Source organism: Ensifer sp. 4252 (assembly GCF_050434565.1).
GTDB lineage: Bacteria > Pseudomonadota > Alphaproteobacteria > Rhizobiales > Rhizobiaceae > Ensifer.
Window position 1 is genome coordinate 249,698 of the sequence record NZ_JBNDIU010000004.1, and the last position, 23,653, is coordinate 273,350.

Genomic DNA, 23,653 nt, shown 5'->3' on the forward strand with positions numbered 1-23,653 from the left:
GTCGTCGGCACAATCTGGAAATGTCCGTCAGACGGTCATCGGTGGGATAGACGGCTTTCGTTTTTCAGGCGGGGTCCGATGCGGTCTAACCAAACAAGACTGATTTTCTTCAAAGAGTTCTATCGCCAGCTTGGCGTTGTCTGGCCAATCTTGTCCGGTATTCTTTGTGTCATGGTCGGGTGCGGCCTGTTGATTGGGCGAATAGAGGGATGGCGGATGACCGACGCCTTGTATTTTACCTTCGTTACCGGTCTCACCATCGGCTACGGAGATTTTGCGCCGAGCCATACTTCTTCACGCGCGCTGGCACTCGTGATCGGTCTTACGGGGATTGTGCTGACTGGCCTCGTTGCCGCCGTCAGCGTCCAGGCGCTGAGAACCACGGCCGATAAACACAACGAGTGAGAGCCGCTACAACTGAGCCTTGTTCACTGTCGCCGTCCACATTCCGGTCGAGAAGCCTCGATGCGTTTGGGGGTATCATGAGCCAGCTTTGGCACGAAATTCGGCACACGCCGCTCCTCTGGCTCCTGGTCCTGGGGCCGGTGGTGCTGGTGGCGCATACTGCCGCGCCCGATGCGCACACGCTGCTTTTCCTGCTTTCGGTCTTGGCGATCATTCCGTTGGCAACTTTGTTGAGCCATGCCACCGAAGCCGTCGCCGCCAGGACGGGCGATACGGTTGGCAGCCTTCTCAACGCGACCCTCGGCAACCTGACCGAACTTATCATTGCGCTGGCCGCCTTGCGGCTTGGTCAGTACACGCTGGTGAAGGCCTCATTGGCCGGCGCCATCGTCTGCAACACGCTTTTCATGCTGGGCGCTTCATTCCTGCTCGGCGGCCTGAAATACCACGTTCAGGACTACAATCGCGTCGCCGCCCGCCTGCAAACGAGCATGCTTTTCCTGGCAACGATCGCCCTGATCGTTCCGTCGGTAATGGCCGAGGCCGATAGTCTCGCGGCGGCGCCCGAGTTCATGCAGGAACTTAGTCTCGGTCTGGCGATCCTTCTGATCATCGCATACGGGCTCGGTTTGTTCTTCTCCCTGAAGAGCCATCGCGAATTCTTCGGCAGCGTCGAGCATGCTGCCGCCTCGGACGAGGCTCCCTGGCCGTTGAGTGTTGCGCTTGCGACGTTGGCCGCCGTGACGGTCATGGTCGCCCTGGTCAGCGAAGTCTTCGTGGAATCGGTGCAGCAGGCGGCAGAGACGTTCGGAATGACGCCCGCATTCGTCGGGTTTATCGTCGTGGCGCTGGTGGGGGCGGCGGCCGAAATGGCGTCGGCATTTTCCGGCGCGCGCAAGAACCGGCTGGACCTGAGCGTCGGCATTGCGCTCGGCAGTGCGGCACAGATTGCCCTTTTCGTTGCTCCCGTTCTCGTGCTTTTGAGCTACGTCATCGGGCCTACGCCGATGGACCTGCAGTTCTGGCCGGGTGCGGTCATCATGGTGCTCTTCGCCACGATGACGGCCTTCATCGTCACGACCAGCGGCCGGGCCGCGTGGTTCGTGGGTGTGCTGATGCTGATGGTCTATCTGATCTTCGCCATGACGCTGTATCTGCTGCCGCCCAAGCTCTTGTGAGCTCAGGCGTCGGCACGCATGCCGAGGCTAGAGCGTTTCCTGTGCACACGGAATCGTGGAAACGCTCTATCTCTTTGTTTTTACGCATTTCCTGACGGAAAACCGCTTCGCACTTTTCCTGAAAATGCTCTAGACGCGGCTGTCATTCCGGAAACAGGAATGTCATCGTCACCCGGAAGCCCAACCCCTCCGGACCATTGTCGGGTGCTGCCGCCCAATAGCGCACGCCGGCGCCAAGGCTGATCGGCTGCTTGTCGATGGTGAACAGCTTGGAGATGTTGAAGTTGATCGGGACGCTCCATTCGTCCGCCTTCCAGTCATAGGTGGATTCGCTGTTGAGCGAAAAGGTCCAGGCGTCCTTCGTGGTGTAGGACAGGAACGGCTGCAGGAAGGTGGAGCTGATGTCGTTGCGCTCGTCACTGCCGGCAAACGACCAGATATGGTTGGCAAGCGCGCCGTAGGTCCATTCACCGTCCTGCTTGAGCACCACGACGGTCGGGCCGATGCCCCATTTCTCACCGCCGAGCAGATCGTCGGTCGCCGTCGGGATCAGGAAGGCCGGGCCGGCGCCCCAAATGATGCCGCTTTCGGTCGGCCTGGCTGGCGAGAAGAAGAAGCTCTGCAGCGTGTCGCCGAGACCAAACTGCGAGCCGCTCGGGCCGGCAATGTCGTTCTGGGAGGTCACCGGCAGAATGGTTCGCGAGATCACCGTCCAGTCGGCGTTGAGGTGGAAGGGAATGACCGGCTGGATGTTGAGCGTCGACTTGTTGCCGTCGTTCGGTCCGTAGCCACGGTCATAGTTGAACTGGAAGGGAACGCTGATCATCGAGGCCACCGGGTTCGACAGCTTCTTGGCCAGTTCCTGGTTCGAATCCTGGGCCTGCGCTGCCGTCGCGAAGATTGCAGACAAGGCTACAGCGCATTTCCACCCGGCATGTCTCATGATGATTCCCTCAGTCGCGCTTTCCGCTGCACGCCTGGGCTGTGCCCGGTCGCGACTCTAGCGTGCGGGCAGTCTGGCGGTGTGATGCGACTTTAGCAACTGCAATAAAGCAGGGGAAAATTACGGGCAGGCGGTTCAGGGCAGGTTGATCTGCCAGGAGACGCCGAAGCGATCGTTGATCCAGGTGAAACGCCGGCTGAATCCGTAGTCGCCTGGTGGCATCAATGTCTCTCCGTCCTCGGCAAGAGCGGTGGAAAGACGGGTGAGCTCTTCCTCGCTGTCGCAATCGATGAAGAAGGAGAAGGACGGGGTGAAATCGAAGGCGTGCCGGACCGGACTGTCGATGCACTTCACGATCTGGCCGGCAAGGCGAAAGGCTGCCACCTTGACGCTGCCTTCGGCGCCCTGTTCGTCTGGACCATAACGCTCGATCGACAGGATCTCGGCGTCGGGAAACAGCGAGACGTAGAGCGCCATCGCGGTCTCGGCCTTGTTGCTGCCCTGGAACATCAGGAAAGGGGTGACGGCTGCTACCATGTCTGCCTCCTGCGTCGAATGCTTCGACCGCGCGCCGCGGCGGTGCTTTATGTCGCCTGATATCCGCACTGGAGAACGGGGATGCCGGCCCTACGGTTCCAGCTCGTTTGCCGCGCCGGTCTCTTTGCTGGCGTGAATGCGAGCGCAGTTTTGCCGCACGCGGCGGGGGGCGCAAGTCTCTGTCCGATCTGCGGTTGTCCGGCGGGGAGGGTGAAGACGCCTCGAGGGCCGGTGCGAGCCGAAGCCTGACGAGGCGCACCTGCGTCTCAGGGCTTGCGGATGATGCTGCCGAGCGGCCGCTTGAGCAGGCTGTCGCGCAGCGAGCCTTCGCGTCGCGGTTCGGTGACGGGGCGGGCTTGATAGGGATCGGCCGGTGGCGGCGGGCGATAGCCCTCCGTCGGCTCCGGTGTGTCGGTCAGAAGCTGCTGGCGGATCTGGTTGAAACGCTCGAGCTGCGGATTGCTGGGCTCGGGCGCGCGCGGCAGCATATCGGGGCGATAGGGCTCGATCTCCGCAACGTCTTCGTCGTCGAAGCCGGTAGGCGCCGGTTCGTCGGCGGCCTCGGGCCCAAGTTCTGCAGCCCAGAGCCGCTCTTCCTGGTCACCGGTGGTGGCGGCCGCCAGATAGCTCTGCTGAAAATTCGAGATGTTCGGGCCGGTGATCGCCCGCATGCGGTTGACGATCGAGCGGATGTCGACGGTCGGCGGCGCGTCCTCGTCGATCCGGTCGGTGATTCCGTGGGCGCGGGGCAGCCGCTCCTCGTTGACGCGGGTAAAGCGCATTCGCATCGGCACGGCGACCGCCTCGCCGAAGGCAATGGCTTCGCCGTTGCCGATCGACGAGATGAAGCTGGTGGTCGAGATCGACGAGTTGGGAATGGCCGAGCGGATGATGTCCTGGTCGCGGTCATTGGCCAGCCGCATGGCAAAGACCGTCGAGCACTGCGACAGGATCGTCGGATCGAGTTCGCCCGGACGCTGGGTGATGATGCCGAGAGAGACCCCGTATTTGCGGCCTTCCTTGGCAATGCGGGCAATCGCCTGGCGCGTCGGCAGGAAGCCGAGCGACGGGTCGGCGGGCACATAGCGGTGGGCCTCCTCGCAGACGACCAGCATGTGGATGGCGCCATTGCTCCAAAGGCCGATTTCGAACGCCATGCGGCAAAGCACTGAGGCGACCGAATTGACGACTTCCGAGGGGATCCCGGCGAGCTGGAATGTAGCGATCGGCCGGCCGTCGCCGGGAATGCGGAAGACCTTTGCGATCGTGTCCTGGATGGTGTCGGAGATCGTGTTCGACGAGAACATGAAGTGGTAGCGCGGGTCGTTGATCGCCGAGACGATCCTGACCTTGAGCGAACGCAGGTGCGGCTTTTCGTTTCGTCCTTCGAGCCGGCCGATGCGCTCGTCGATCAGCGCCAGCAGGTCGGCGATGCGATAGGGCACCGGCGTGTCGGCGGTGATCGAGCTTTTTTCCGTCTGGCGGCGTACGAGGCCGGATTCGCCGCTGCCCTTGAAGGCTTTCTTGGCGTCGGGAATGACGTCGCGCAGGATGTCGAGTTCTTCGGGTACGGCTGGACGGCCGCGGAAAATGACCTCGGCGAACTCCTCCAGCCGGAAGAACCAGAAGGGCAGGTCAAGCGTGTCGGGGTCGATGACCACCGCAAGTTCCGGGAAGGCGGCGGCGAATTCGTTGTGCGGGTCGAGGATCAGCACGCGCAGCTTCGGATCGGCGGCAATCGCCTTGTTGAGCAGCAGCGTCACGGCGGTCGACTTGCCGACGCCTGTCGTGCCGACGATGGCGAAATGCTTGGACAGCATCGACGGCACGTGGATCGTCGCATCGAGGCTGTCGTCCTGGGTCAGCTTGCCGATGATGCAGCAATCGTCCTGGCCGGAATCGTAGATGCGGGCCAGATCGGCGGCGCGAATGCGATGGGCGACGGCGCCGAGGTAGGGATACTGGCTGATGCCGGCGGAAAATTCCTCGCGTCCATCAGGGCCGACATGGACTTCGCCCATCAGTTCGACCTCGATGCGGAAGGTGTTGTTGGCGTCTTCGCCCCATTCGCTGCTGGCAGTCTGCATGGAATAGACGAGGGCGACCACGCGGTTTTTCCCGACCGTGATCGAGATCAGCCGGCCGACCGACCAGAGTTCCGTCAGCGACGTTTCGCCCTGTTCCGCGACGGCAGCAATGGTAGCGCGCGATCCGCTGCAGGCGACGACGCGCCCGAGAAAGCGGTTGCCTCGCTTCAAGCCGTCGCGGCGATCCTGCTCTCCGGCACGGATCGAGGAATGAAGATCATTGTTCAGCAACGCAAAACCCCGGCACAACTGTCCTTCATGTTAGCGCCGGGGATTTAACAAGTGGTTTCGCGCATTTGCACGGCAGGTGGGGAGGGGCCGCCGATCCAGCCCCGGTGTGCGGAGCGGAAAGGGCACACCGTTCGTTCTTGGCTTCGGATAATCATTCAACCAAACGGTTGATTATTTGTTTGTGCGAGCGTACATTCAACCAAATGGTTGAATTATAGGTGCCTGAGATGATGTTCGTCTTTCACCCCGACCACCTGCCGAATGCTCACGAACGCTTCTGGACCGACCGTCTCGACAAGCTCGAGAGGGCGCTGAGCCAGCGCGTGCATCCATCAGCAGAATGCCACGGCCCGACCGGCCGTGGACGGACCAACTCTGCCCGGATCGAACCTCGCCCGGCCTTTCCCGACCGGACAAACCCAAGAAGGAGACGACTGATGAACGACCTTGCGACCCTCGACGACTATGGCGTGCTGAGTGAACCGGATACGTTGAAGCTGACGCGGCTTCTGCCTGGGCCGATCGAGCGGGTCTGGGCCTATCTGACCGAAAGCGACCTGCGCAAGCAGTGGTTGGCGTCAGGCCGGATGGAAATGAAGGTTGGGGCGCCGGTCGAACTCGTCTGGCGCAATGACGAACTCAGCAATCCACCCGGCGAGCGTCCGGCCGGCTTTCCCGAAGAGGACCGGATGCAGAGCCAGATCACCGAACTCGATCCGCCGCGAAAAATTTCCATCAGCTGGGCCGGCAGCGGCGACGTATCCTTCGAGCTGGAGACGGTCGGCAACAAGGTGCTGCTGACCGTGACCCATCGCAGCATTGCCGACCGCGCCACCATGCTGATGTTCGGTGCCGGCTGGCACATGCATCTCGACATTCTGGCTGCTCGTGCCAACGGCAGGGAGCCGCAACCTTTCTGGGATGGCTGGAGCCGCCTGATGAAGGACTACGACCAACGGCTGCCTGCCTGAGCGGCCGGTCAAAACAGGGCGTGCGGCGCTGCCGGGGCTTCTCGCTCCCAGAGCCCGATGCCGCACGCCAGCTGTGCTCCCGAAATCTGTTCGGGCAAAAAAAGTGCGACGACGAGTCGGATGTCCGAGCCCGGAAGCGTCCTTGTGCCGAGGGGACGGTGTGTGCGCTTCGCACGGAGGTTCCCTCCGGGCGGGCGCTGGCCGGGCCGCTTGAAGAACAGCAGTGGAGATGAGGTATGAGGAGATACCACATGCATAATCCGCACTATCGCTGGGTGATCGTCGCAGCGGGCGGCCTGTTGGGCTGCATCGCCATCGGCGCCATGTTTTCGCTGCCGGTGTTTCTTCGGCCGATCTCGCAGGATACCGGCTGGTCCGTCACCGGCGTCTCCAGTGCAATGACCATTGGCTTTGTTTCCATGGCGGTGGCAAGTATCGCCTGGGGCAGCCTGTCGGACCGGCTGGGAGCTCGGATGATCGTGCTGATCGGATCGGTTGTTCTTGCCGGCAGCTTGCTTCTGGCAAGCCGGGCGACATCGCTCATCGAGTTTCAGATCGTCTTCGGCCTTCTCGTCGGCGCGGCGACCGCCGCGATCTTCGCGCCGATGATGGCCTGTGTCACCGGCTGGTTCGATACTCATCGCAGCCTGGCGGTATCCCTGGTTTCTGCCGGCATGGGCATGGCGCCGATGACCATGTCACCCCTGGCGGCATGGCTCGTCTCCATTTACGATTGGAGAACGGCGCTGCAGATCATCGCGGTAATCGTTGCTGCGGTCATGATACCGACGACGCTGCTGGTGCGTAGCCCGCCGGTTCAGGACAATGAAAACACCGCTTCGGCAACGGATAGCGGGCCGCAATCGTCGATGTCGGTCGGCCAGGCCGTGCGGTCCCCGCAATTCATCGTGCTTCTCATGACGAACTTCTTCTGCTGCGCCACCCATTCGGGGCCGATCTTCCATACGGTGAGCTACGCGGTCACCTGCGGCATCCCGATGATAGCCGCCGTTTCGATCTATAGCGTCGAAGGGCTCGCGGGCATGGGCGGCCGCGTCGCCTTCGGCTTGCTCGGGGACCGGTTCGGAGCCAAGCGTATTCTGGTTCTGGGATTGCTCATCCAGGCATTCGGGGCGCTTGCCTATGTCTTCGTCAGCGAGCTGGGGGCGTTCTATGCGGTGGCGGCACTGTTCGGCTTCATCTATGCGGGTGTCATGCCGCTTTATGCGGTGCTGGCGCGTGAGAATTTTCCGCAGCGGATGATGGGCACGGTGATTGGCGGCACGGCCATGGCAGGAAGCCTTGGCATGGCGACCGGACCATTGGCCGGTGGCTTGATCTATGACGCCTTCGCCAGCTACGCCTGGCTCTATATCGGTGCCTGGGGCATCGGTATCGGCGCGTTCCTGATCGCTTCGACCTTCAGGCCATTCCCCAAAACCGTGCCGGTGCCCGCACCGGCGCAATGATCGCCGATCGATCGTGCTCTCGGGCACGGATCGAGGAATGAAGATCATGTTCAGCAACGCAAAACCCCGGCACAACGGTCCTCCATGTTCGTGCCGGGGATTCAACAAGTGGTTTCGCGCATTTGTACGCAGGTGGAGAGGGGCGCCGGCACCAAATCTTGCGCAGCTCCTGTTATCCGGCTCGGATGTTCGTCAGGGCGGCGATAGTCGCGCAGCCATCTTCTCGGCCATGCGCCCATACTGCCCGCGGATCATCAGATAGGAGGCCGAAAGGGTGAACACCAGCAGGCCTACAATCAGGATCCAGAACCCCAGGCCCAAGGACGTAAACATCGAAACAGCCTGTTGCCGGTAGACGTAGTAGTAGAGTTGATAGGCCGGGTCGGCGACAACAAACGCCATTGCGTAGAACCAGCCGGCTATTGCAAGCGACGGCAACACACCGACTATGATGGTCAGGCCGAAGGAGACGCGGGAGAGCTTCTTCTTCTCTTCGTCGGTCGGGCTTCGGCGATGCGCCTGCACGAACCGGCTGGCCGTGAGGGACGAGGGGAGCATTATCTGCACTACCCAGAGGCCATATTCGATGCCCTTGGCGAGCGGGCCTACGTAGGTTTCGTAGGCGATCAGCCCGGCCATCAACGCCAGGGTCGTGGCGACGCAGACGAGGGCGAAATAACGATAATAGGGCGTCAAAGACGCTGTCGGGGGCATCCGCAATTCCGTGTACGAGTGGTTGTAGCCTTTCATGGCATAGCTATCGCATGACTTGCAATAATCTGAGGGGCTGAGAAGCGGCATGCCGCGGCGGCGGCAAAAAGCTTTCCCGAAAAGCCGTTGACGCTCCCGGCTTTTGCGTTTAACAAATCGTCCCATGACAAATTTTGCGGTTATTCTTGTGGTGGGACGGCGCATGGGCAGGATGGTGTAACCATCCGGCGGTAGCCACCCATGCGCTGAACGAGGCTCCTGACGGGGCCTTTTTTTATGCCTTCAAACAAGCTAAGCACCCAACTGGGAAAAGGGATGGAAGCAAGTCAATGAGCGGTACAGAGAACCAGATGACAGGCGCGGAGATTGTTCTCCAGGCACTGAAGGACAACGGCGTCGAGCATATCTTCGGCTATCCCGGTGGCGCCGTGCTTCCGATCTACGACGAAATTCACCAGCAGGAAGATATCCAGCACATCCTCGTTCGCCACGAGCAGGGCGCCGGCCACATGGCCGAAGGGTATGCCCGCTCCACCGGCAAGGTCGGCGTCATGCTGGTTACCTCCGGTCCCGGCGCGACCAACGCCGTCACCCCGCTGCAGGACGCGCTGATGGATTCCATCCCGCTCGTCTGCATCTCCGGCCAGGTCCCGACCTCGCTGATCGGCTCGGACGCCTTCCAGGAATGCGACACGATCGGCATCACCCGGCCTTGCACCAAGCACAACTGGCTGGTCCGCGACGTCAACGATCTCGCCCGTGTCATCCATGAGGCCTTCCGCATCGCCCAGTCCGGCCGCCCGGGTCCCGTTGTCGTCGACATCCCGAAGGACGTGCAGTTTGCGACCGGCACCTACACGCCGCCGTCTGCCGTTCCGGCTCAGACGAGTTACCAGCCGAAGACGCAGGGCGACCTGAAGAAGATCGAGGAAGCGGTCGAGTTGATGAAGACGGCCCGCCGTCCGATCATCTATTCCGGCGGCGGCGTCGTCAATTCCGGCCCTGGGGCCTCGCATCTGCTGCGCGAACTGGTCGAGCTCACCGATTTCCCGATCACCTCGACACTGATGGGGCTCGGCGCCTATCCGGCTTCCGGCAAGAACTGGCTCGGCATGCTGGGCATGCACGGCACCTACGAAGCCAACATGGCGATGCATGACTGCGACGTCATGATCTGCATCGGCGCGCGTTTCGACGACCGCATCACCGGCCGCCTCAATGCGTTTTCGCCCAACTCCAAGAAGATCCACATCGACATCGATCCGTCGTCGATCAACAAGAACGTTCGCGTCGACGTGCCGATCCTCGGCGATGTCGGCTCGGTTCTGGAAGACATGGTCCGGTTGTGGCGCGCGGCCAAGAAGGCCGACGACAAGACACGGCTGGCCGACTGGTGGGAAGGCATCGTCAAGTGGCGGGCGCGCAACTCGCTGGCCTATGCGGCCAACGACGACGTCATCATGCCGCAATACGCCATCCAGCGGCTCTATGAATTGAGCAAGGGCCGCGACACCTACATCACCACCGAGGTCGGCCAGCACCAGATGTGGGCGGCCCAGTTCTTCGGCTTCGAACAGCCGAACCGCTGGATGACCTCGGGTGGACTCGGCACCATGGGTTACGGTTTCCCGGCCGCCATCGGCGTCCAGGTCGCCCATCCCGACAGCCTCGTCATCGACATTGCCGGCGATGCCTCGATCCAGATGTGCATCCAGGAAATGTCCTGCGCGGTCCAGTACGGCCTGCCGGTCAAGATCTTCATCCTCAACAACCAGTACATGGGCATGGTGCGCCAGTGGCAACAGCTGCTCCACGGCAACCGCCTGTCGCACTCCTACACCGAGGCGATGCCTGATTTCGTCAAGCTGGCGGAAGCCTATGGCGGCGTCGGCATCCGCTGCGACAAGCCGGGCGAACTCGACGATGCGATCCGCCGCATGATCGACACGCCGGCACCCGTCATCTTCGATTGCCGCGTTGCCAATCTCGCCAACTGCTTCCCGATGATCCCATCGGGCAAGGCGCACAACGAGATGCTGTTGCCGGACGAAGCCACGGACGAAGCGGTCGCCAACGCGATCGACGCCAAGGGCCGCCAGCTGGTTTGAGATAGGGACAGGAAACAACTAAAATGAGCGCACACCTTCAACCGACCGGTTCCGCCTATTTCATCGCCAAGGAAACCGAAGTCGCCGAAACGCACACGCTTTCGGTTCTCGTCGACAACGAGCCGGGCGTGCTCGCCCGGGTCATCGGTCTGTTCTCCGGCCGCGGCTACAACATCGAGAGCCTGACCGTTTCGGAAACGGAACATGAGGCACATCTCTCGCGCATCACCATCGTCACGCGCGGCACGCCGCACGTGCTCGACCAGATCAAGAACCAGCTCGAGCGGCTGGTTCCGGTTCACCGCGTCGTCGATCTCACCGTGCGCGCCGGCGCGCTCGGCCATGACCGCCCGGTCGAGCGCGAACTGGCGCTCGTCAAGGTGCATGGCTCGGGCGATCATCGCGTCGAGGCGCTGCGACTGGCCGACGCCTTCCGCGCTTCGGTCATCGACGCCAACATCGATCACTTCGTGTTCGAGATCACCGGCAAGTCCTCGAAGATCGAACAGTTCATCGCCATCATGAAGCCGCTCGGCCTCATCGAAGTCTGCCGCACCGGCATCGCTGCGATGAACCGGGGGCCGCAGGGCATGTGATTTCCGCGCGGTGAGGGTGGCTAGCCTCGCGCTCTGCGCGCGCTTGGCTTAGGGCGGGATTGCCCCTCACCCCAGCCCTCTCCCCGCAGGCGGGGAGAGGGGGCGCTGGCACTGAGTGTGCCTCATCCATTTGCCCGCTCTCGGAAAATTCTTCAGAACCTGTGACCCAAGGGGCGTTGCGATCCACCGTCACGGCCCACGTGACCTCAGTCGCAAACGGTGCGTTTGCACTGGGCGGCTGCCACGCGTTTCCTTCTCCCCGCCAGCGGGGAGAAGGTGGCCGGCAGGCCGGATGAGGGGCAGGCGAAACCCTGATGGAAGCCGTCGACACCATTCGTTGCGTTGACTTCGGCTGCATTTCTCGCCGATGAATGTCCTAGAGGCGGAACGATATCAGGTGCCGGATGAACTCCACGACGATGCAGGCATTGGTTCTGACGCGCTATGGCGGTCCCGACGCTGCGCAGCTGCGCGAAGTGCCGCGTCCGCGACCGGCACGCGGCGAAGTGCTCGTCCGGGTGCATGCGGCAGGTCTCAATCCCGTTGACTACAAGACGCGGGAAGGGATGCTCAAGGTCGTCCAGCGATATCCGTTGCCGATCGTCATGGGCAGCGAAGTTGCGGGTGTCGTCGAGGAGTTGGGAAACGACGTCACCTCCTTCAAGCCGGGAGAGCGTGTCTTTGCGCGTATGCCGAAGGAAGCCATGGGCGGCTTGGCCGAATATGCGGTCGTGCCCGAAACGTTTCTGGCGAAGATGCCCGCATCAGTCGACTTCCGCACGGCAGCCGGCGTGCCTCTCGCCGGTCTCACCGCGCTGCAGGCACTGCGCGACGAACTTGATGTGGGCCAAGGCAGCAGGATCTTCATTCCCGGGGGAGCCGGGGGCGTCGGCACTTTCGCCATTCAACTGGCGAAATGGCTGGGCGCAGAGGTTACGACCACGGCATCGCCCCGTGGCCGCGCGCTTGTCGAAGAGCTCGGCGCCGACGTGGTGATCGACTACACGACAGAAAGGTTTGAGGACCAGTTGCGCGACATGGACGGCGTCTTCGATCTGCTTGGCGGCGAAACGCTCATGAAGTCATTCAGTGTCGTCAAGCGCGGTGCAAAGGTGGTCTCAATAGCGGGCATGCCCGAGCCGGAAACGGCGCGCAAGGATCTCGGCCGCGGCGTGTTCTTGAGGACGCTTTTCTGGCTTGCGTCCTACCGGATACGCGCAGTTGCCAGGAAACATGACGTCTCCTACCGCTACCTTTTCATGCATCCGAGCGGTATCGAGCTTGCCGAGCTTGCCGATCTCATCGAGGCAAAAGCGATCAGGCCGGTCATCGACCGTGTGTTTCCGCTCGATGATGTTGCCGAAGCCTTTGCCTACCTGGAATCCGGCCGCGCCAAGGGCAAGGTGGTGGTGGAGATCGGAAGTCCCTCAGCCGCACCGGCGCCGCCGCAGTGAACGGCAGCCCGCAAGAGGGGGGATTCTCGCGGGCTTTGCGCCCCTGGCTGCCCCCTCACCCTAACCCTCTCCCCGCAGGCGGGGAGAGGGGACGTTGGCGCTGAATGTGCCGCTGACGTTCGCGGAGGCGAAACATGCCGCCGCAGGAGCACGTGTTGATTTTGCGGTGACGAACGGCATGACCGCCGGTCGCGAACGGTGCATGTTCGCCGGGCGGTCGCCATGCGTTTCCTTCTCCCCGCCGGCGGGGAGAAGGTGGCCGGCAGGCCGGATGAGGGGCCGTTTTGGCGGCGAAGGCAGAGCCCTCAAATCATCTCCAGCGACGTTTTGCGCTTCGGTGGCGGGAAGGCGTTGTCGAGAGCGGCGAGGTTTTCGGCGGTCAGGTGGATGTCCATCGCGTCGCGGTTTTCGCGGGCGCGTGTGGCCGAGCCGGTCTTGGGGATCGAGATCACGCCCGGGCGGGTTTTGAGGAAGGCGAGCGCGATCTGTGCCGGGGTTGCCTGATGCGCCTTGGCGATGTGGACGAGATCGGCACTGCGCAGGAGCCGGCCCTCGTCGAGCGGCGAATAGGCCATGACGGCGACGCCGCGCTTCTGGCACCAGGGCAGGAGATCATATTCGATGCCGCGACGCGAGAGATTGTAGAGCACCTGGTTGGCGGCGACGTTCTTGCCGCCTGGAACCCCCAGCAATTCCTCCATGTCGTCGACATCGAAGTTGGAAACGCCCCAGGCGCCGATCTTGCCGGCCTTCTTCAGGGCCTCGAAGGCGGCCACGGTCTCGGCGAGCGGATAGCCGCCGCGCCAGTGCAGCAGGTAGAGATCGATATGGTCGATGCCGAGATGCTTCAGGCTGCGCTCGCAGGCGGCCTCGGTTCCATTGCGGCTGGCGTTCGACGGCAGCACCTTGCTGACGATGAAGGCCTCGTCGCGCCGACCCTTGACCGCCTGGCCGACGATCGTCTCGGAGGCGCCATTGCCGTACATTTCGGCGGTGTCGATCAAAGTCATGCCGAGATCGAGGCCGGCCTGCAGGCTCTTTACTTCCTCTTCGGCGCGCGAACGCTCATCGCCCATGCGCCAGGTGCCCTGGCCGAGAACCGGCACGCTGCGGCCGTCGATGAGCGTGGTGGTCGGGATCGGATCGTGCATTCGGTTTCCTCGTTTTCGGACGCGGTGCCGGATCTGGCCCGGGGTGCGCGCCGTCCGTTCTCGCGTGGCAATCTAGCGCAATCGCTCGGCCTTTCGAGATATCATTTGCAGGTAAAGCCAAAACCACGTCAGGCGGTCGACCGCCGGCGCTCCTTTTCCAGCTTCTGCAGGATGTCGACGAAGGCGCGCACACGGGCGGGGCGATAATGCGATGGCGGGTAGACCACGTGAATGCCGCCAGAAGGCAGCGACCAGTCGGCAAGGACACGAACGAGCCGGCCCTCGGCAAGCTCGGTGCGCACCTGATAATCCGGCAGCACGGCAACGCCGATGCCGGCAAGGGCGCAGCAATAGGCCGCGTCCGTGCTGTCGACGGCAACGACGCTGCTGCCGACGATGGGCGCCTGTTCGCCGCCAGCATGGGAAAACGTCCAGTTAAGTGGCGCCTTGAGCGCGCCATTGGCGATCCAGCTGGCCTGTGACAGCTCCTGCAGATGCGCGATCGTACCGAGGCGGGCGGCGTAGGCCGGCGATGCCACGAGATATTGCTCGAACGTGCCGATGCGCCGTGCCCGCTCGCTGGAATCGACCAGCCAGCCGGCGCGGATGGCGATATCCAGCCGCTTCTCGATCATGTCGAAGACGATATCGTTGAACGACAGCTTCACCTGCACGGCGGGGTAGCGCGCGACATAGGCGGCGACCGCGTCGACGACGACACGCATGCCATAGTCGAGCGGCGCGGTCAGCGTCAGCGTGCCGCTTGGAATTTCCGCTTCCTCCGAGACGGCGCCGACCGCCTCGTCGGCGTCACGCAGGATCAGCACGCAGCGTTCGTAAAATCTCAGGCCGCTATCCGTCGGCCGCAGTCTGCGCGTCGTGCGGATCAGAAGGGTGGTGCCGAGCTCTTTTTCGAGCTGTGCGACCTGATGGCTGACGGCAGCCTTGGCAAGCCCGAGCTTTTCCGCAGCGGCGGTAAACGACCCCGCCTCGACGACGGCAACGAAATGCGAAAGGCGGTTTAGGTTGACGGTCACTCGGTTTTTTCCGTGATTGTCTGAAAGGATCAGACAATCTGTTCAAGGCGACCGGCTTTTTCAAGAGGGTTTCGGCCGGCATTGTCGCGCCATCGACAATTGGCCCTGATGAAGGAGACCCCATGCAAATCCAGATGACGCGGCGCGCCGCACTGAAAACGGCAATGGCCGCTGGCGCGGTTGCCCTGTTGCAGCCGGCGGGCAGCCTTGTGAGCTATGCCGCATCGACGCTCGAATGGAGATATTTCCAGGCCGCCGAGGCCGGCTTCCGCCGCACGCCGGTGCTTCTGACCGGCGAGAAGGAGGCAATCCTGCTCGATGGCGGCTTCACGCTTTCGGACGGCAAGGCGGTTGCCGAGGCGATCAAGGCGACCGGCAAGACGCTGACGACGATCTTCGTCAGCTGCAGCGATCCGGACTTCTATTTCAGCCTCCGGCCGATCGTCGAGGCGTTCCCGGATGCCAAGGTGCTGGCGGCGCCCGCAACCGTCGCGGCGATCAACGCCAATGTCCAGACCAAGCTCGATACCTGGAGCCCGCAGCTCGGCGACAACGGACCGAAGATGCTTGCCGATGTCGTGATCCCCGAAGCGTCAGAACTTTCGTCGCTGACGCTCGGAGGCAGCAGCATCGACATCGTCACGATCGAAGGCCTGAAGGATCGACGCTACGTGCATGTGCCTGATCTCAACGCTATCTTCGGCGGTGTGCTGGTCTACTCCGGCGCGCATGTCTGGGTGGCCGACGAACCGACAGCGCAAGGCCGGAAGAAATGGATCGAAGCACTCGACGCCATGGCCGCGCTTAAGCCTGCCATCGTTGTGCCGGCGCATAAGGGCGAGGGCGGGCCGGAGGGCGTCGAGGCGATCCTGTTTACCCGTGACTATCTCATTGCCTTCAACGAGGCGGAAGCCGAAGCAAGGGACAGTGCCGAACTGATCGCCGCGATGACCAGGCTCTATCCGGATCTTGCCGACGGTTCCTCGCTCGAACTTGGCGCCAAGGTGGCCAAGGGCGAGATGAAATGGGGTTGATCGGGGGCGCGAAGCTCTCTCGGAATGCCGGCGCGTTTCCGGTTTGGATGGAGTCGCGAAAACGCTCTATCGGTTGTTTCTACGCATTTTGCTGACGGAAAACCGCTTCGCACTTTTCCTGGAAATGCTCTAAGCGCGTTGAGACGATTGGCTCGTGGCGGGGCAGGCGGAAAATCCTGCCCCTCGCCAACCGGCAAGCATGGGGGTGGCGTCGTGGGACGCCTTGCCATCGACGGCCACTGCCGCTGTCGTGCCGGCCTCGACTCTCTTCCCGTTTGGTCCTATCACCGGATGATCGTTTGATGTTGTCACCGTGACAATTCCGGGCTGGTTGCGGGAGTTAGGTCAGCTATGTTGACCTAATTCAAGTGGAGGAAGACCATGCAGGCCGATACGCTCCTGGCGTTGTTTCTGTTCGCATTCACGACGTCGATCACGCCGGGCCCGAACAATATGATGCTCTTTGCCTCGGGCGTGAACTTCGGCTTCGTGCGCACCATCCCGCATATGCTCGGCATCGGCGCCGGCTTCTTTTCACTGCTGATCGCCGTCGGCCTCGGCCTCGGTGCGCTCTTACATTCGGTGCCGTTGCTCTACACCGTCCTGAAATTTGCCGGCGGCGCCTATCTCGTCTGGATCGCCTGGAAGATCGGCACCTCGCGCTCGCTTAGCGAAGGCAAGGCCGGCGCCGTGCCGATGACCTTTCTGCAGGCGGCGGCCTTCCAGTGGGTCAATCCCAAGGCCTGGGTCATGGCCGTCTCGGCAATGGCGACCTATACCGGCGGCGAGAGCTATGTCGTCAGCGTGCTTGTCGTCGGCCTCGTCTTTGCGCTGGTCAACGTGCCGAGCGTCTCCACCTGGGCCGGGTTCGGCTCGGCGCTCAGGCAATGGCTGTCGGAGCCATCGCGGCTGAAATGGTTCAACATCACCATGGCGGTACTGCTCGTGGTCAGCCTGTGGCCGATGCTGAAGTGACGAAATCGATTCCGGTCTTGCCGGTAATGCGGTAGGACTATTGAGAAATTCCTTGGCCCGATGTCGGCTAGGGAGCGAAATTACACAGCAAGTTTGATGTGTTACGGCGGGCTGGGTGCGTGTTGTTGGATGCGCGGCGCCGTAATGACGTTTCCGGCAGAGGAGCCACGGAATGTCTGCGCACGACCACGACCACAATGATCACGACCATCACCACGACAACCATTTCACTGACATGGAAGCGCGGGTGAAGGCGCTGGAGACCGTGCTGACGGAAAAGGGGTTGATCGATCCAGCGGCGATCGATGCCATCGTGGAGACCTATGAGACGAAGATCGGTCCGCGCAACGGCGCCCGCGTCGTCGCCAAGGCCTGGACCGATGCCGAATTTTCCGACTGGCTGAAGCGGGACGCGACCGCGGCGATCGCCAGCCTCGGCTATACCGGCCGACAGGGCGAGCACATGCGCGCCGTGTTCAACACTGCCGACACTCATAACCTCGTCGTCTGCACGCTCTGCTCCTGTTATCCCTGGTCGGTGCTCGGCCTGCCGCCGGTCTGGTACAAGGCGCCGCCCTATCGCTCGCGTGCGGTCATCGACCCGCGCGGCGTTCTTGCTGAATTCGGGCTGACGCTTTCCGAGGACAAGCGCATCCGCGTCTGGGATTCGACGGCGGAGCTGCGCTATCTCGTGGTGCCGGAGCGGCCGGCGGGGGCAGATGGTCTCAATGAGGTAGAGCTTGTCGAACTCGTGACCCGCGACTCGATGATCGGCACCGGTCTTGCTCTTTCGCCGGAGGCGCTGCGATGAACGGGCCGCACGATCTCGGCGGGCAGCATGGAATGGGGCCGGTCGCGCCCGAGCCGAACGAGCCCTATTTTCACGCCGAATGGGAAAAGCGGGCGCTCGGCGTAACACTCTCCTGCGGCGCTTTCGGCGCCTGGACGATCGACGAAAGCCGGCATGCGCGCGAATGCCTGCCGCCGGCAACCTATCTCTCCGCGAGCTATTACGAGATCTGGACGCGGGCGCTGGAGACGCTGCTGAAGCGCCACGGCTTCGTGACCCAGGCAGAGCTCGACGGCGGTCATATGCTCGAAAAAGGAGCCGAGCCCAAGCGCGTGCTGAAGGCCGACATGGTGCCGGCCGTGCTTGCCAAGGGCGGCCCTTGCGACCGGCCGGTCGAAACGCGCCCGCGCTTCGTCGTCGGCGAAGAGGTGCGCACCAAAAATTTCAATCCGACGACCCATACGCGGCTGCCGCGCTATGCGCGCGCCAAGGTCGGCACGATCGAGGCGGTGCAGGGCTCCTTCGTCTTCCCCGATGACAATGCCCATGGCCGCGGTGAGAGCGCGCAGTGGCTCTATACCGTGGTGTTTGACGGGGCTGAGATCTGGGGCGAGGGCGCCGACCCGACGTTGACGGTGTCGATCGATGCCTGGGAGAGCTATCTTGAGCACCTGTAGGACGACATCGCCGCTTGCCGCCTCCGCCGAGCTGCCGAAATCGCCAGAAGGCGATCCGGTCTTTGCCGAGCCGTGGCAGGCCTCCGCCTTCGCAATGACCGTGCGGCTGCACGAAAAGGGCGTCTTTTCCTGGAACGAGTGGGCCGAGGCGCTTTCGGCCGAACTCTACAAGCCCGGCCGCAAGGCGGATGCCAGCGACTATTTCGATTGCTGGGTGGCGGCACTGTCGCGGCTCGTCACCGAGCTTTCGATCACCTCCAGCGGACGGCTGGAGACCCTGACGAAGAGCTGGCAGCGCGCCGCCGAGGCGACGCCGCACGGGCATTCGATCGTGATTGAGAACGATCCGCTGCGATAGGTGCAGCAGCGCCGCGCGGACCATCCTGGTGCCGCTTCGTTCATCGACAGTTCAGGCTGGATGGCGGAGGGTGATGGCTACCGAAGGAGAGAACGATGCGTATGAAGCTTGTCCTGTTTGCTATTGCGGCGATGACGGCCAGCGTGGCTCAGGCTGGCAGCCAATCCTCGAATAGCAGCTCGAACAGTTCGTCCAACAACGGCGTTGTGCGCGAGCGGATCGTTGAGACTTATTGTGAAGACGGTTATTGCCAACGCTACGTTCGCCGTCAGGTGTTCCGCGACGATTGGCAGCGCGGCCGCGCTCGCGAATGGCTCCGTGACCGCGATGACGATGATTGATACTGCTGCATACGTTCGCTTTCGATCGTCAACGGAATAGGCAGAAAACGTGGAGATGCGTGGGTTCGAACAATACTCTGTGCCAAACAACGGTCGTTCCCGGCGTCATCAACTCTTCACCTCTCCTGCATTCTCAAACTGGCGGTAGCATTCGTCGGCGACCTGCTGCAGAAGTTCGCGCGGCACCTCGCCGGTGACGGCGTAGCCGATCGAGCCGTCGATCCAGTAGAAGGTTTCGACGCCGCCGCTGCTGTCGATGCGGAAGCTGGTTTCGCGGTTGTCTGGGTTGCGGCCGAGAAGCACGGTCAGCCGCTGGCCGCTTGGATCCTCATACATGAACAGCGCGCCGGCCTTGCCGTTGACCGGCAACAGCCTGCCGCCGACGAGCGAAAAACCGAGCTTCGAAAGGTCGGGGATGTTGAGCGGGTGATCGAGCCGCTTGCCGAGCCAGGTGGCAAGGTGGGTCTGCTGGTCCGGCCCGACCTCGACCGCGTGGCGCACCTCGCTTGCATAGATCAGAAAGGCTGATTGCGCCTGCCGCGGCAGGCTCTCAGTCACCTGGGCAACCTGCTCGGAGCGCTCGGGGGCGAAGATATGCGGGGCATAAAGCCCGGTGAGGGCTCCGGCGGCAAAAAGCAGGACGCCGGCGGCAATGCGGCGGCCAAGGCGCAAAGTCCAGCGATCACCCGACGCGGCTGCATCTCTGCCACTTGTGCCTGATAACAGCGCCCGGTCGCGCTCGTCGCTGCGGGCATAGCTCGAAAACATGGCGCGGAGTTCGGTTGCCTGGCCCTGCCATTGGCGGACCTCCTCGGCGCGCGCGGTGTGGCGCTCGAGCCATTGCTCGACCCGTGCCCGGTCCGCCTCGCTCAGGAAGCCGTCGGCATAGGCGTGCAGATCGTCTTCGGAGACGGTGCTCAATTCGTCCGTCATTTCGGTCTCCGCATGCTGATCACGTTGTCGTCCTTCATCGCTTCAGCAAGCTGGTGACGCGCCCGCGAGAGGCGCGACATCACCGTGCCGATCGGAATGGCCAGCATGTCCGCCACATCCTGGTATCGGTATCCCTCGATCACGACGAGCATCAGCACCGAGCGGTTTTCCGCCGAAAGGCCGTTGAGCGCGCGTTCCAGCCGCGAGCGCTCAAGAGGATCGCTCTCATGGGTTTCCGCCTGGAGGCCGAGACCGTCGTCGAGCTCGACCTGCGGGTGCAGGGCCGTGTGTCGGTGCCGGTTGCGGCTGAGATTGGTCATGATCGTGAAGGCCCAGGCGCGCAGGTTGACCCCGCGCCACTGGGCGCGGCGCGCCAGAACCTTCTCGACACAATCCTGCAGCAGATCTTCTCCATCAGGATCCGAGCGCACGAGGCTGCGCGAATAGCGCCGGAGCGCCGGCATCAGCGCCAGCACGTCCTCCTCGAACCGGTCGGATGCGGGGCTTTGCACCCCCGCATCCGTATTTACGCCATCACGGCTTGACGACATCCCATTCGCCCTTCACGCCGTCTCCGGTAATGTCACCCATCTTCTTGTCCTTGATCCAGAAATACAGCGGCATGCCGTCCTTGGCCCATTGCTTGGTGCCGTCCTTGCGCTCGACGATCGTAAAGGCTCCTTCAGCCTTTGCATCACCTTCGACCATGAACGGCGGCCAGTTCTTCGCACAGGCGTCATAGCAACTGGAAACGCCGCCGTGGTCGTCCTTGTAGGTGTAAAGCGTCATACCGTTGGCGGCGGCGAGCACATTGCCCTTCGCCGTTTCGACCGTCTTGACCGGAGGTGCCGCAAAGGCCGCGCCGGCGACAAGGGAAATGGCAATAGCGAGCGGTAACGTTCTCATGGGAGCTTTCCTTCCTCAAGGTGTTTCTAACGGAACGCGCAAGCGCGCGGGTCCTGACATGAGACACGAGGAGGGCAGGATTTATTCCCGGCCTTGTTGCATCGCGGCGAATTTCTCACGCGCGGGCGCGAAAGCGCTCAGGCGCGGTCGGCGACGAAGCGGGCGAGCGCCGGGCCGATCATGGTGATGATCATCAGGCGGGCGCTCTGCAGCGCCATGACGAAGGAGAGGTCGACATTGCTCGAAGCGGCGATCACCGCGATCGAATCGAGCCCGCCCGGGCTGGTGGCGAGATAGGCCGTCAGCGGATCGATGTCGGCAACCTTGATGAGCAGCAGGGCAAGCAGGCCGGAAAATGAGATCAAGACGACGATCGAGATCACCGTCGGCACCAGTGCGCGGCGCGCATGGGCGAGGATCGAGCGGGTGAAGCCAAGGCCGATGTTCCAGCCGAGCAGGGCGTAACAGAGCGCCAGCAGCCATTGCGGCAGCTCGGTGGTCATGACGCCGCTGACATTGAGCACAGCGCCGACGAGGAATGGCATCAGGAAGGCGCCGGCCGGCACCCGCAGCATCCGGCCGGCAAAGGCAGCACCGAGCCCGACGGCAAGCGTTGCCAGGAACGGCAGTGCTGAGACCGGCTCGAACCAGACGATGGCAGTTTCAGCCTCCGTGCCGGTCACCCAGAGATGGGCGACCATGGTGGCGGTGCTGGCAACGAAGATGACGCGCAGATATTGCATGAAGGCGACCAGCCGCGCATCGGCGCCATAGGCATCCGCCATCAACAGCATGGTGGAGGCGGCGCCTGCCGACGAGCCCCAGATCGCCGTCGTGCCCGGCAGGATGCGCATGCGCGTGATCACCCAGCCGCAGAGCGTGCTGACGGCGATGACGGAGAGGATGACGCCGAGGAACAGCGGCCAGTTGCCGGAAAAGGTGCCGAGCATGCCGGGCGTCATCGCGCCGGCGATCATCATTGCAAGAATGAACTGCACGCAGAAGAACAATTGCTTGGGCAGGCGAATGGTGCAGCCGTTCATGCCGAAGAGCACGGCCGCCAGCATCGGCCCCATCAGAAGACCGGCGGGAATGCCGATCAGTTCGAGGACCACCGTAAAGACCACGGAGACCAGCGTCAGAAGCAGCCATTGCAGCGTCGGCGCAAGGCGGCCGATGGCGACAGGTGCCGAAGAGGAGGGCGTGGCGGGCTGGTCGGGCTTCAAGGGCATTCTCCGGCATTGCCTCAGGCGGCTTGCGCATTCGCGCCCGCCTGATCAGTTTCGCGCCGGCTGTGTCCCATCCGGAGATCGGTTCGTCGCCGCGCAACCGCTCGTTAGCAGCATTGCGGCCGGGCATTCAAGCGGCAGGCAGGCACCAGGGCCAGAATGTGCCACAGAGGAGGGCGCGAGGCCGAAGCGGCTGGCTGAGAGGCGCAGTGGTTTGCGCCATCGCGAAGCGGCGTCGTGCAACCTGGCACTCGGCAGATCGGCGATATCGTCTTGATCTGATGCGGATTTCACCATGGCGTTCGTTGTCGGCTCGGGTGATGGGTGGCCGTCGCAGCCGGCCGGTTGGAAATCCGGGCTTGCTTGTGCACCCCGAATCCTGACACTTCGGGTCATGCAATTTGCTCCGCAACAGGACGAGGCCCTCAAGGCCGTTTCGCAATGGCTGAAAGAGGGCCGGTCGCCGCTCTTCCGGCTGTTCGGTTATGCCGGCACGGGGAAGACGACGCTTGCGCGCCATTTCGCCGAGCACGTGGATGGTGACGTGCTGTTTGCCGCCTTTACCGGCAAGGCGGCCCAGGTGCTGCGCTCCAAGGGTGCCAGCAACGCCAAGACCATCCACTCGCTGATCTACCGGCCGCGCGGCGAGGAGGAGGTTTCCGACGAGGAAACCGGCAAAACCTCGATCGCGCCGATGTTTTCCATCAACCGGCAAAGCCCGGTCGCCAAGGCGGCGCTGATCATCGTCGACGAATGCTCGATGGTCGATGAGGCGCTCGGCAAGGACCTGATGAGCTTCGGCACGCCGATCCTGGTTCTGGGCGACCCCGGCCAGCTGCCGCCGGTCACGGGCGGCGGCTATTTCACCAACCAGGATCCGGACTACCTTTTGACCGACATCCATCGCCAGGCGCGCGACAACCCGATCATCCGGCTGGCGATGCAGGTGCGCGAAGGCAACGAGATCATGCATGGCGACTACGGCACCACCCAGGTGATCGGGCGCGGGCAGGTCAACCAGGAACTGGTGCTGGAGGCCGATCAGGTTCTCGTCGGAACCAACAAGACCCGGCGGCGCTACAACCAGCGGCTTCGCGAACTCAAGGGCTTTACCAGCGAATATCCGCAGTCCGGCGACAAGCTGGTGTGCCTGCGCAACGATCCGGCCAAGGGCCTGCTCAACGGCTCGCTCTGGCAGGTCATGAGCTCGTCGAAGGAAACGGTGAAGCCCGGCATCAACCTGATGATCCGCCCGGAAGACGACGACATGGACCGCGGCGCCGCCAAGATCAAGCTGTTGAAGGCGGCCTTCGAAGAGGTCGAGGGCGAAATTCCCTGGTCGACGCGCAAGCGCTACGACGAGTTCGACTTCGGCTATGCGCTGACGGTGCACAAGGCGCAGGGTTCGCAGTGGAACAACGTCGTGCTGTTCGACGAGAGCTGGGCCTTCCGCGACACCCGCGAGCGCTGGCTCTATACCGCGATCACTCGCGCAGCCGAGCGCCTGACGATCGTTCGCTGACGCCTCGCAC

Annotated in this window: 24 protein-coding genes; 14 read left to right on the forward strand and 10 right to left on the reverse strand. The window is 62.9% G+C overall.

The window, feature by feature from the left end; all coding sequences use genetic code 11:
• Positions 1-171: 171 nt before the first annotated feature.
• Entirely contained in the window at positions 172-405 is a 234-nt protein-coding gene (locus tag ABIE33_RS12225) for a potassium channel family protein (protein WP_429125552.1), read from the forward strand.
• 77 nt (positions 406-482) lie between these two features.
• A complete protein-coding gene (gene cax / locus ABIE33_RS12230) occupies positions 483-1,583 on the forward strand; it encodes a calcium/proton exchanger (RefSeq protein ID WP_429125189.1) in 1,101 nt (366 codons plus the stop codon).
• 142 nt (positions 1,584-1,725) lie between these two features.
• Here the strand turns inward: cax and ABIE33_RS12235 are convergent, their stop codons facing one another.
• The 3 genes from ABIE33_RS12235 to ABIE33_RS12245 form a co-directional block, all read right to left on the reverse strand.
• On the reverse strand, positions 1,726-2,526 hold the full coding sequence (locus ABIE33_RS12235; RefSeq protein WP_429125192.1) for a transporter: 801 nt from the start codon (positions 2,524-2,526) through the stop codon (positions 1,726-1,728).
• A gap of 135 nt (positions 2,527-2,661) precedes the next feature.
• The gene (locus tag ABIE33_RS12240) at positions 2,662-3,063 is read right to left on the reverse strand and encodes a VOC family protein (RefSeq protein WP_429125195.1); all 402 of its coding nucleotides are present in this window, start codon (positions 3,061-3,063) and stop codon (positions 2,662-2,664) included.
• A 266-nt stretch (positions 3,064-3,329) separates the two neighbouring features.
• Positions 3,330-5,381 (reverse strand): ATP-binding protein, encoded by a 2,052-nt coding sequence (locus ABIE33_RS12245; RefSeq protein WP_429125198.1) that lies wholly within the window; start codon positions 5,379-5,381, stop codon positions 3,330-3,332.
• Positions 5,382-5,818: 437 nt separating this feature from the next.
• Between ABIE33_RS12245 and ABIE33_RS12250 the strand changes: the two genes are divergently transcribed.
• Positions 5,819-6,352: an SRPBCC family protein gene (locus tag ABIE33_RS12250; RefSeq protein WP_429125201.1), complete on the forward strand. Its 534-nt coding sequence runs from the start codon at positions 5,819-5,821 to the stop codon at positions 6,350-6,352.
• A gap of 251 nt (positions 6,353-6,603) precedes the next feature.
• Complete coding sequence (locus ABIE33_RS12255; protein ID WP_429125204.1) at positions 6,604-7,821, forward strand: MFS transporter; 1,218 nt, start codon at positions 6,604-6,606, stop codon at positions 7,819-7,821.
• 192 nt (positions 7,822-8,013) lie between these two features.
• On the opposite strand, the gene ABIE33_RS12260 is transcribed toward ABIE33_RS12255, so the two are convergent.
• Positions 8,014-8,535, reverse strand: coding sequence for an ABZJ_00895 family protein (locus ABIE33_RS12260; RefSeq protein WP_429125207.1), 522 nt, complete (start codon positions 8,533-8,535; stop codon positions 8,014-8,016).
• Positions 8,536-8,861: 326 nt separating this feature from the next.
• Here ABIE33_RS12260 and ABIE33_RS12265 point away from each other — a divergent pair, with 326 nt between their 5' ends.
• The 3 genes from ABIE33_RS12265 (at position 8,862) to ABIE33_RS12275 (ending at position 12,690) form a co-directional block, all read left to right on the forward strand.
• A complete protein-coding gene (locus ABIE33_RS12265; RefSeq protein ID WP_429125210.1) occupies positions 8,862-10,640 on the forward strand; it encodes an acetolactate synthase 3 large subunit in 1,779 nt (592 codons plus the stop codon).
• Positions 10,641-10,663: 23 nt separating this feature from the next.
• Positions 10,664-11,236, forward strand: coding sequence for an acetolactate synthase small subunit (gene ilvN / locus ABIE33_RS12270; RefSeq protein ID WP_429125213.1), 573 nt, complete (start codon positions 10,664-10,666; stop codon positions 11,234-11,236).
• Positions 11,237-11,640: 404 nt separating this feature from the next.
• Positions 11,641-12,690 carry an NADP-dependent oxidoreductase gene (locus ABIE33_RS12275; protein WP_429125216.1) on the forward strand — a complete coding sequence of 350 codons (1,050 nt, stop codon included), beginning with the start codon at positions 11,641-11,643 and terminating at the stop codon, positions 12,688-12,690.
• A 305-nt stretch (positions 12,691-12,995) separates the two neighbouring features.
• Here the strand turns inward: ABIE33_RS12275 and ABIE33_RS12280 are convergent, their stop codons facing one another.
• Both ABIE33_RS12280 and ABIE33_RS12285 read right to left on the reverse strand, forming a co-directional pair.
• On the reverse strand, positions 12,996-13,841 hold the full coding sequence (locus ABIE33_RS12280) for an aldo/keto reductase (RefSeq protein WP_429125219.1): 846 nt from the start codon (positions 13,839-13,841) through the stop codon (positions 12,996-12,998).
• 128 nt (positions 13,842-13,969) lie between these two features.
• Positions 13,970-14,878, reverse strand: coding sequence for a LysR family transcriptional regulator (locus ABIE33_RS12285; protein WP_429125222.1), 909 nt, complete (start codon positions 14,876-14,878; stop codon positions 13,970-13,972).
• 122 nt (positions 14,879-15,000) lie between these two features.
• Here ABIE33_RS12285 and ABIE33_RS12290 point away from each other — a divergent pair, with 122 nt between their 5' ends.
• The 6 genes from ABIE33_RS12290 (at position 15,001) to ABIE33_RS12315 (ending at position 19,053) form a co-directional block, all read left to right on the forward strand.
• Positions 15,001-15,912, forward strand: a complete 912-nt coding sequence (locus tag ABIE33_RS12290; RefSeq protein ID WP_429125225.1) for an MBL fold metallo-hydrolase — start codon at positions 15,001-15,003, stop codon at positions 15,910-15,912.
• Between the two features lie 381 nt (positions 15,913-16,293).
• Positions 16,294-16,887 (forward strand): LysE family translocator, encoded by a 594-nt coding sequence (locus ABIE33_RS12295; protein ID WP_429125228.1) that lies wholly within the window; start codon positions 16,294-16,296, stop codon positions 16,885-16,887.
• A gap of 172 nt (positions 16,888-17,059) precedes the next feature.
• Entirely contained in the window at positions 17,060-17,698 is a 639-nt protein-coding gene (gene nthA / locus ABIE33_RS12300) for a nitrile hydratase subunit alpha (RefSeq protein ID WP_429125231.1), read from the forward strand.
• Positions 17,695-18,354: a nitrile hydratase subunit beta gene (nthB, locus tag ABIE33_RS12305; protein ID WP_429125232.1), complete on the forward strand. Its 660-nt coding sequence runs from the start codon at positions 17,695-17,697 to the stop codon at positions 18,352-18,354. Before nthA ends, nthB begins: the two co-directional genes overlap by 4 nt.
• Positions 18,323-18,712, forward strand: a complete 390-nt coding sequence (locus ABIE33_RS12310) for a nitrile hydratase accessory protein (protein WP_429125233.1) — start codon at positions 18,323-18,325, stop codon at positions 18,710-18,712. The genes nthB and ABIE33_RS12310 overlap by 32 nt, the downstream gene beginning before the upstream one ends.
• Positions 18,713-18,807: 95 nt before the next feature.
• Entirely contained in the window at positions 18,808-19,053 is a 246-nt protein-coding gene (locus tag ABIE33_RS12315; protein WP_429125235.1) for a hypothetical protein, read from the forward strand.
• A gap of 108 nt (positions 19,054-19,161) precedes the next feature.
• Here ABIE33_RS12315 and ABIE33_RS12320 read toward each other — a convergent pair whose 3' ends face one another.
• The 4 genes from ABIE33_RS12320 to ABIE33_RS12335 all read right to left on the reverse strand — a co-directional run bounded on the left by ABIE33_RS12320 (position 19,162) and on the right by ABIE33_RS12335 (position 22,118).
• Complete coding sequence (locus ABIE33_RS12320; RefSeq protein ID WP_429125237.1) at positions 19,162-19,986, reverse strand: anti-sigma factor family protein; 825 nt, start codon at positions 19,984-19,986, stop codon at positions 19,162-19,164.
• On the reverse strand, positions 19,983-20,537 hold the full coding sequence (locus ABIE33_RS12325; protein ID WP_429125239.1) for an RNA polymerase sigma factor: 555 nt from the start codon (positions 20,535-20,537) through the stop codon (positions 19,983-19,985). The genes ABIE33_RS12320 and ABIE33_RS12325 overlap by 4 nt, the downstream gene beginning before the upstream one ends.
• On the reverse strand, positions 20,521-20,892 hold the full coding sequence (locus tag ABIE33_RS12330) for a COG4315 family predicted lipoprotein (protein WP_429125241.1): 372 nt from the start codon (positions 20,890-20,892) through the stop codon (positions 20,521-20,523). The genes ABIE33_RS12325 and ABIE33_RS12330 overlap by 17 nt, the downstream gene beginning before the upstream one ends.
• Positions 20,893-21,029: 137 nt before the next feature.
• A complete protein-coding gene (locus ABIE33_RS12335; RefSeq protein ID WP_429125243.1) occupies positions 21,030-22,118 on the reverse strand; it encodes an AbrB family transcriptional regulator in 1,089 nt (362 codons plus the stop codon).
• Between the two features lie 397 nt (positions 22,119-22,515).
• Here ABIE33_RS12335 and ABIE33_RS12340 point away from each other — a divergent pair, with 397 nt between their 5' ends.
• The gene (locus tag ABIE33_RS12340) at positions 22,516-23,643 is read left to right on the forward strand and encodes an ATP-dependent DNA helicase (protein WP_429125554.1); all 1,128 of its coding nucleotides are present in this window, start codon (positions 22,516-22,518) and stop codon (positions 23,641-23,643) included.
• The last annotated feature ends 10 nt before the right edge of the window (positions 23,644-23,653 follow it).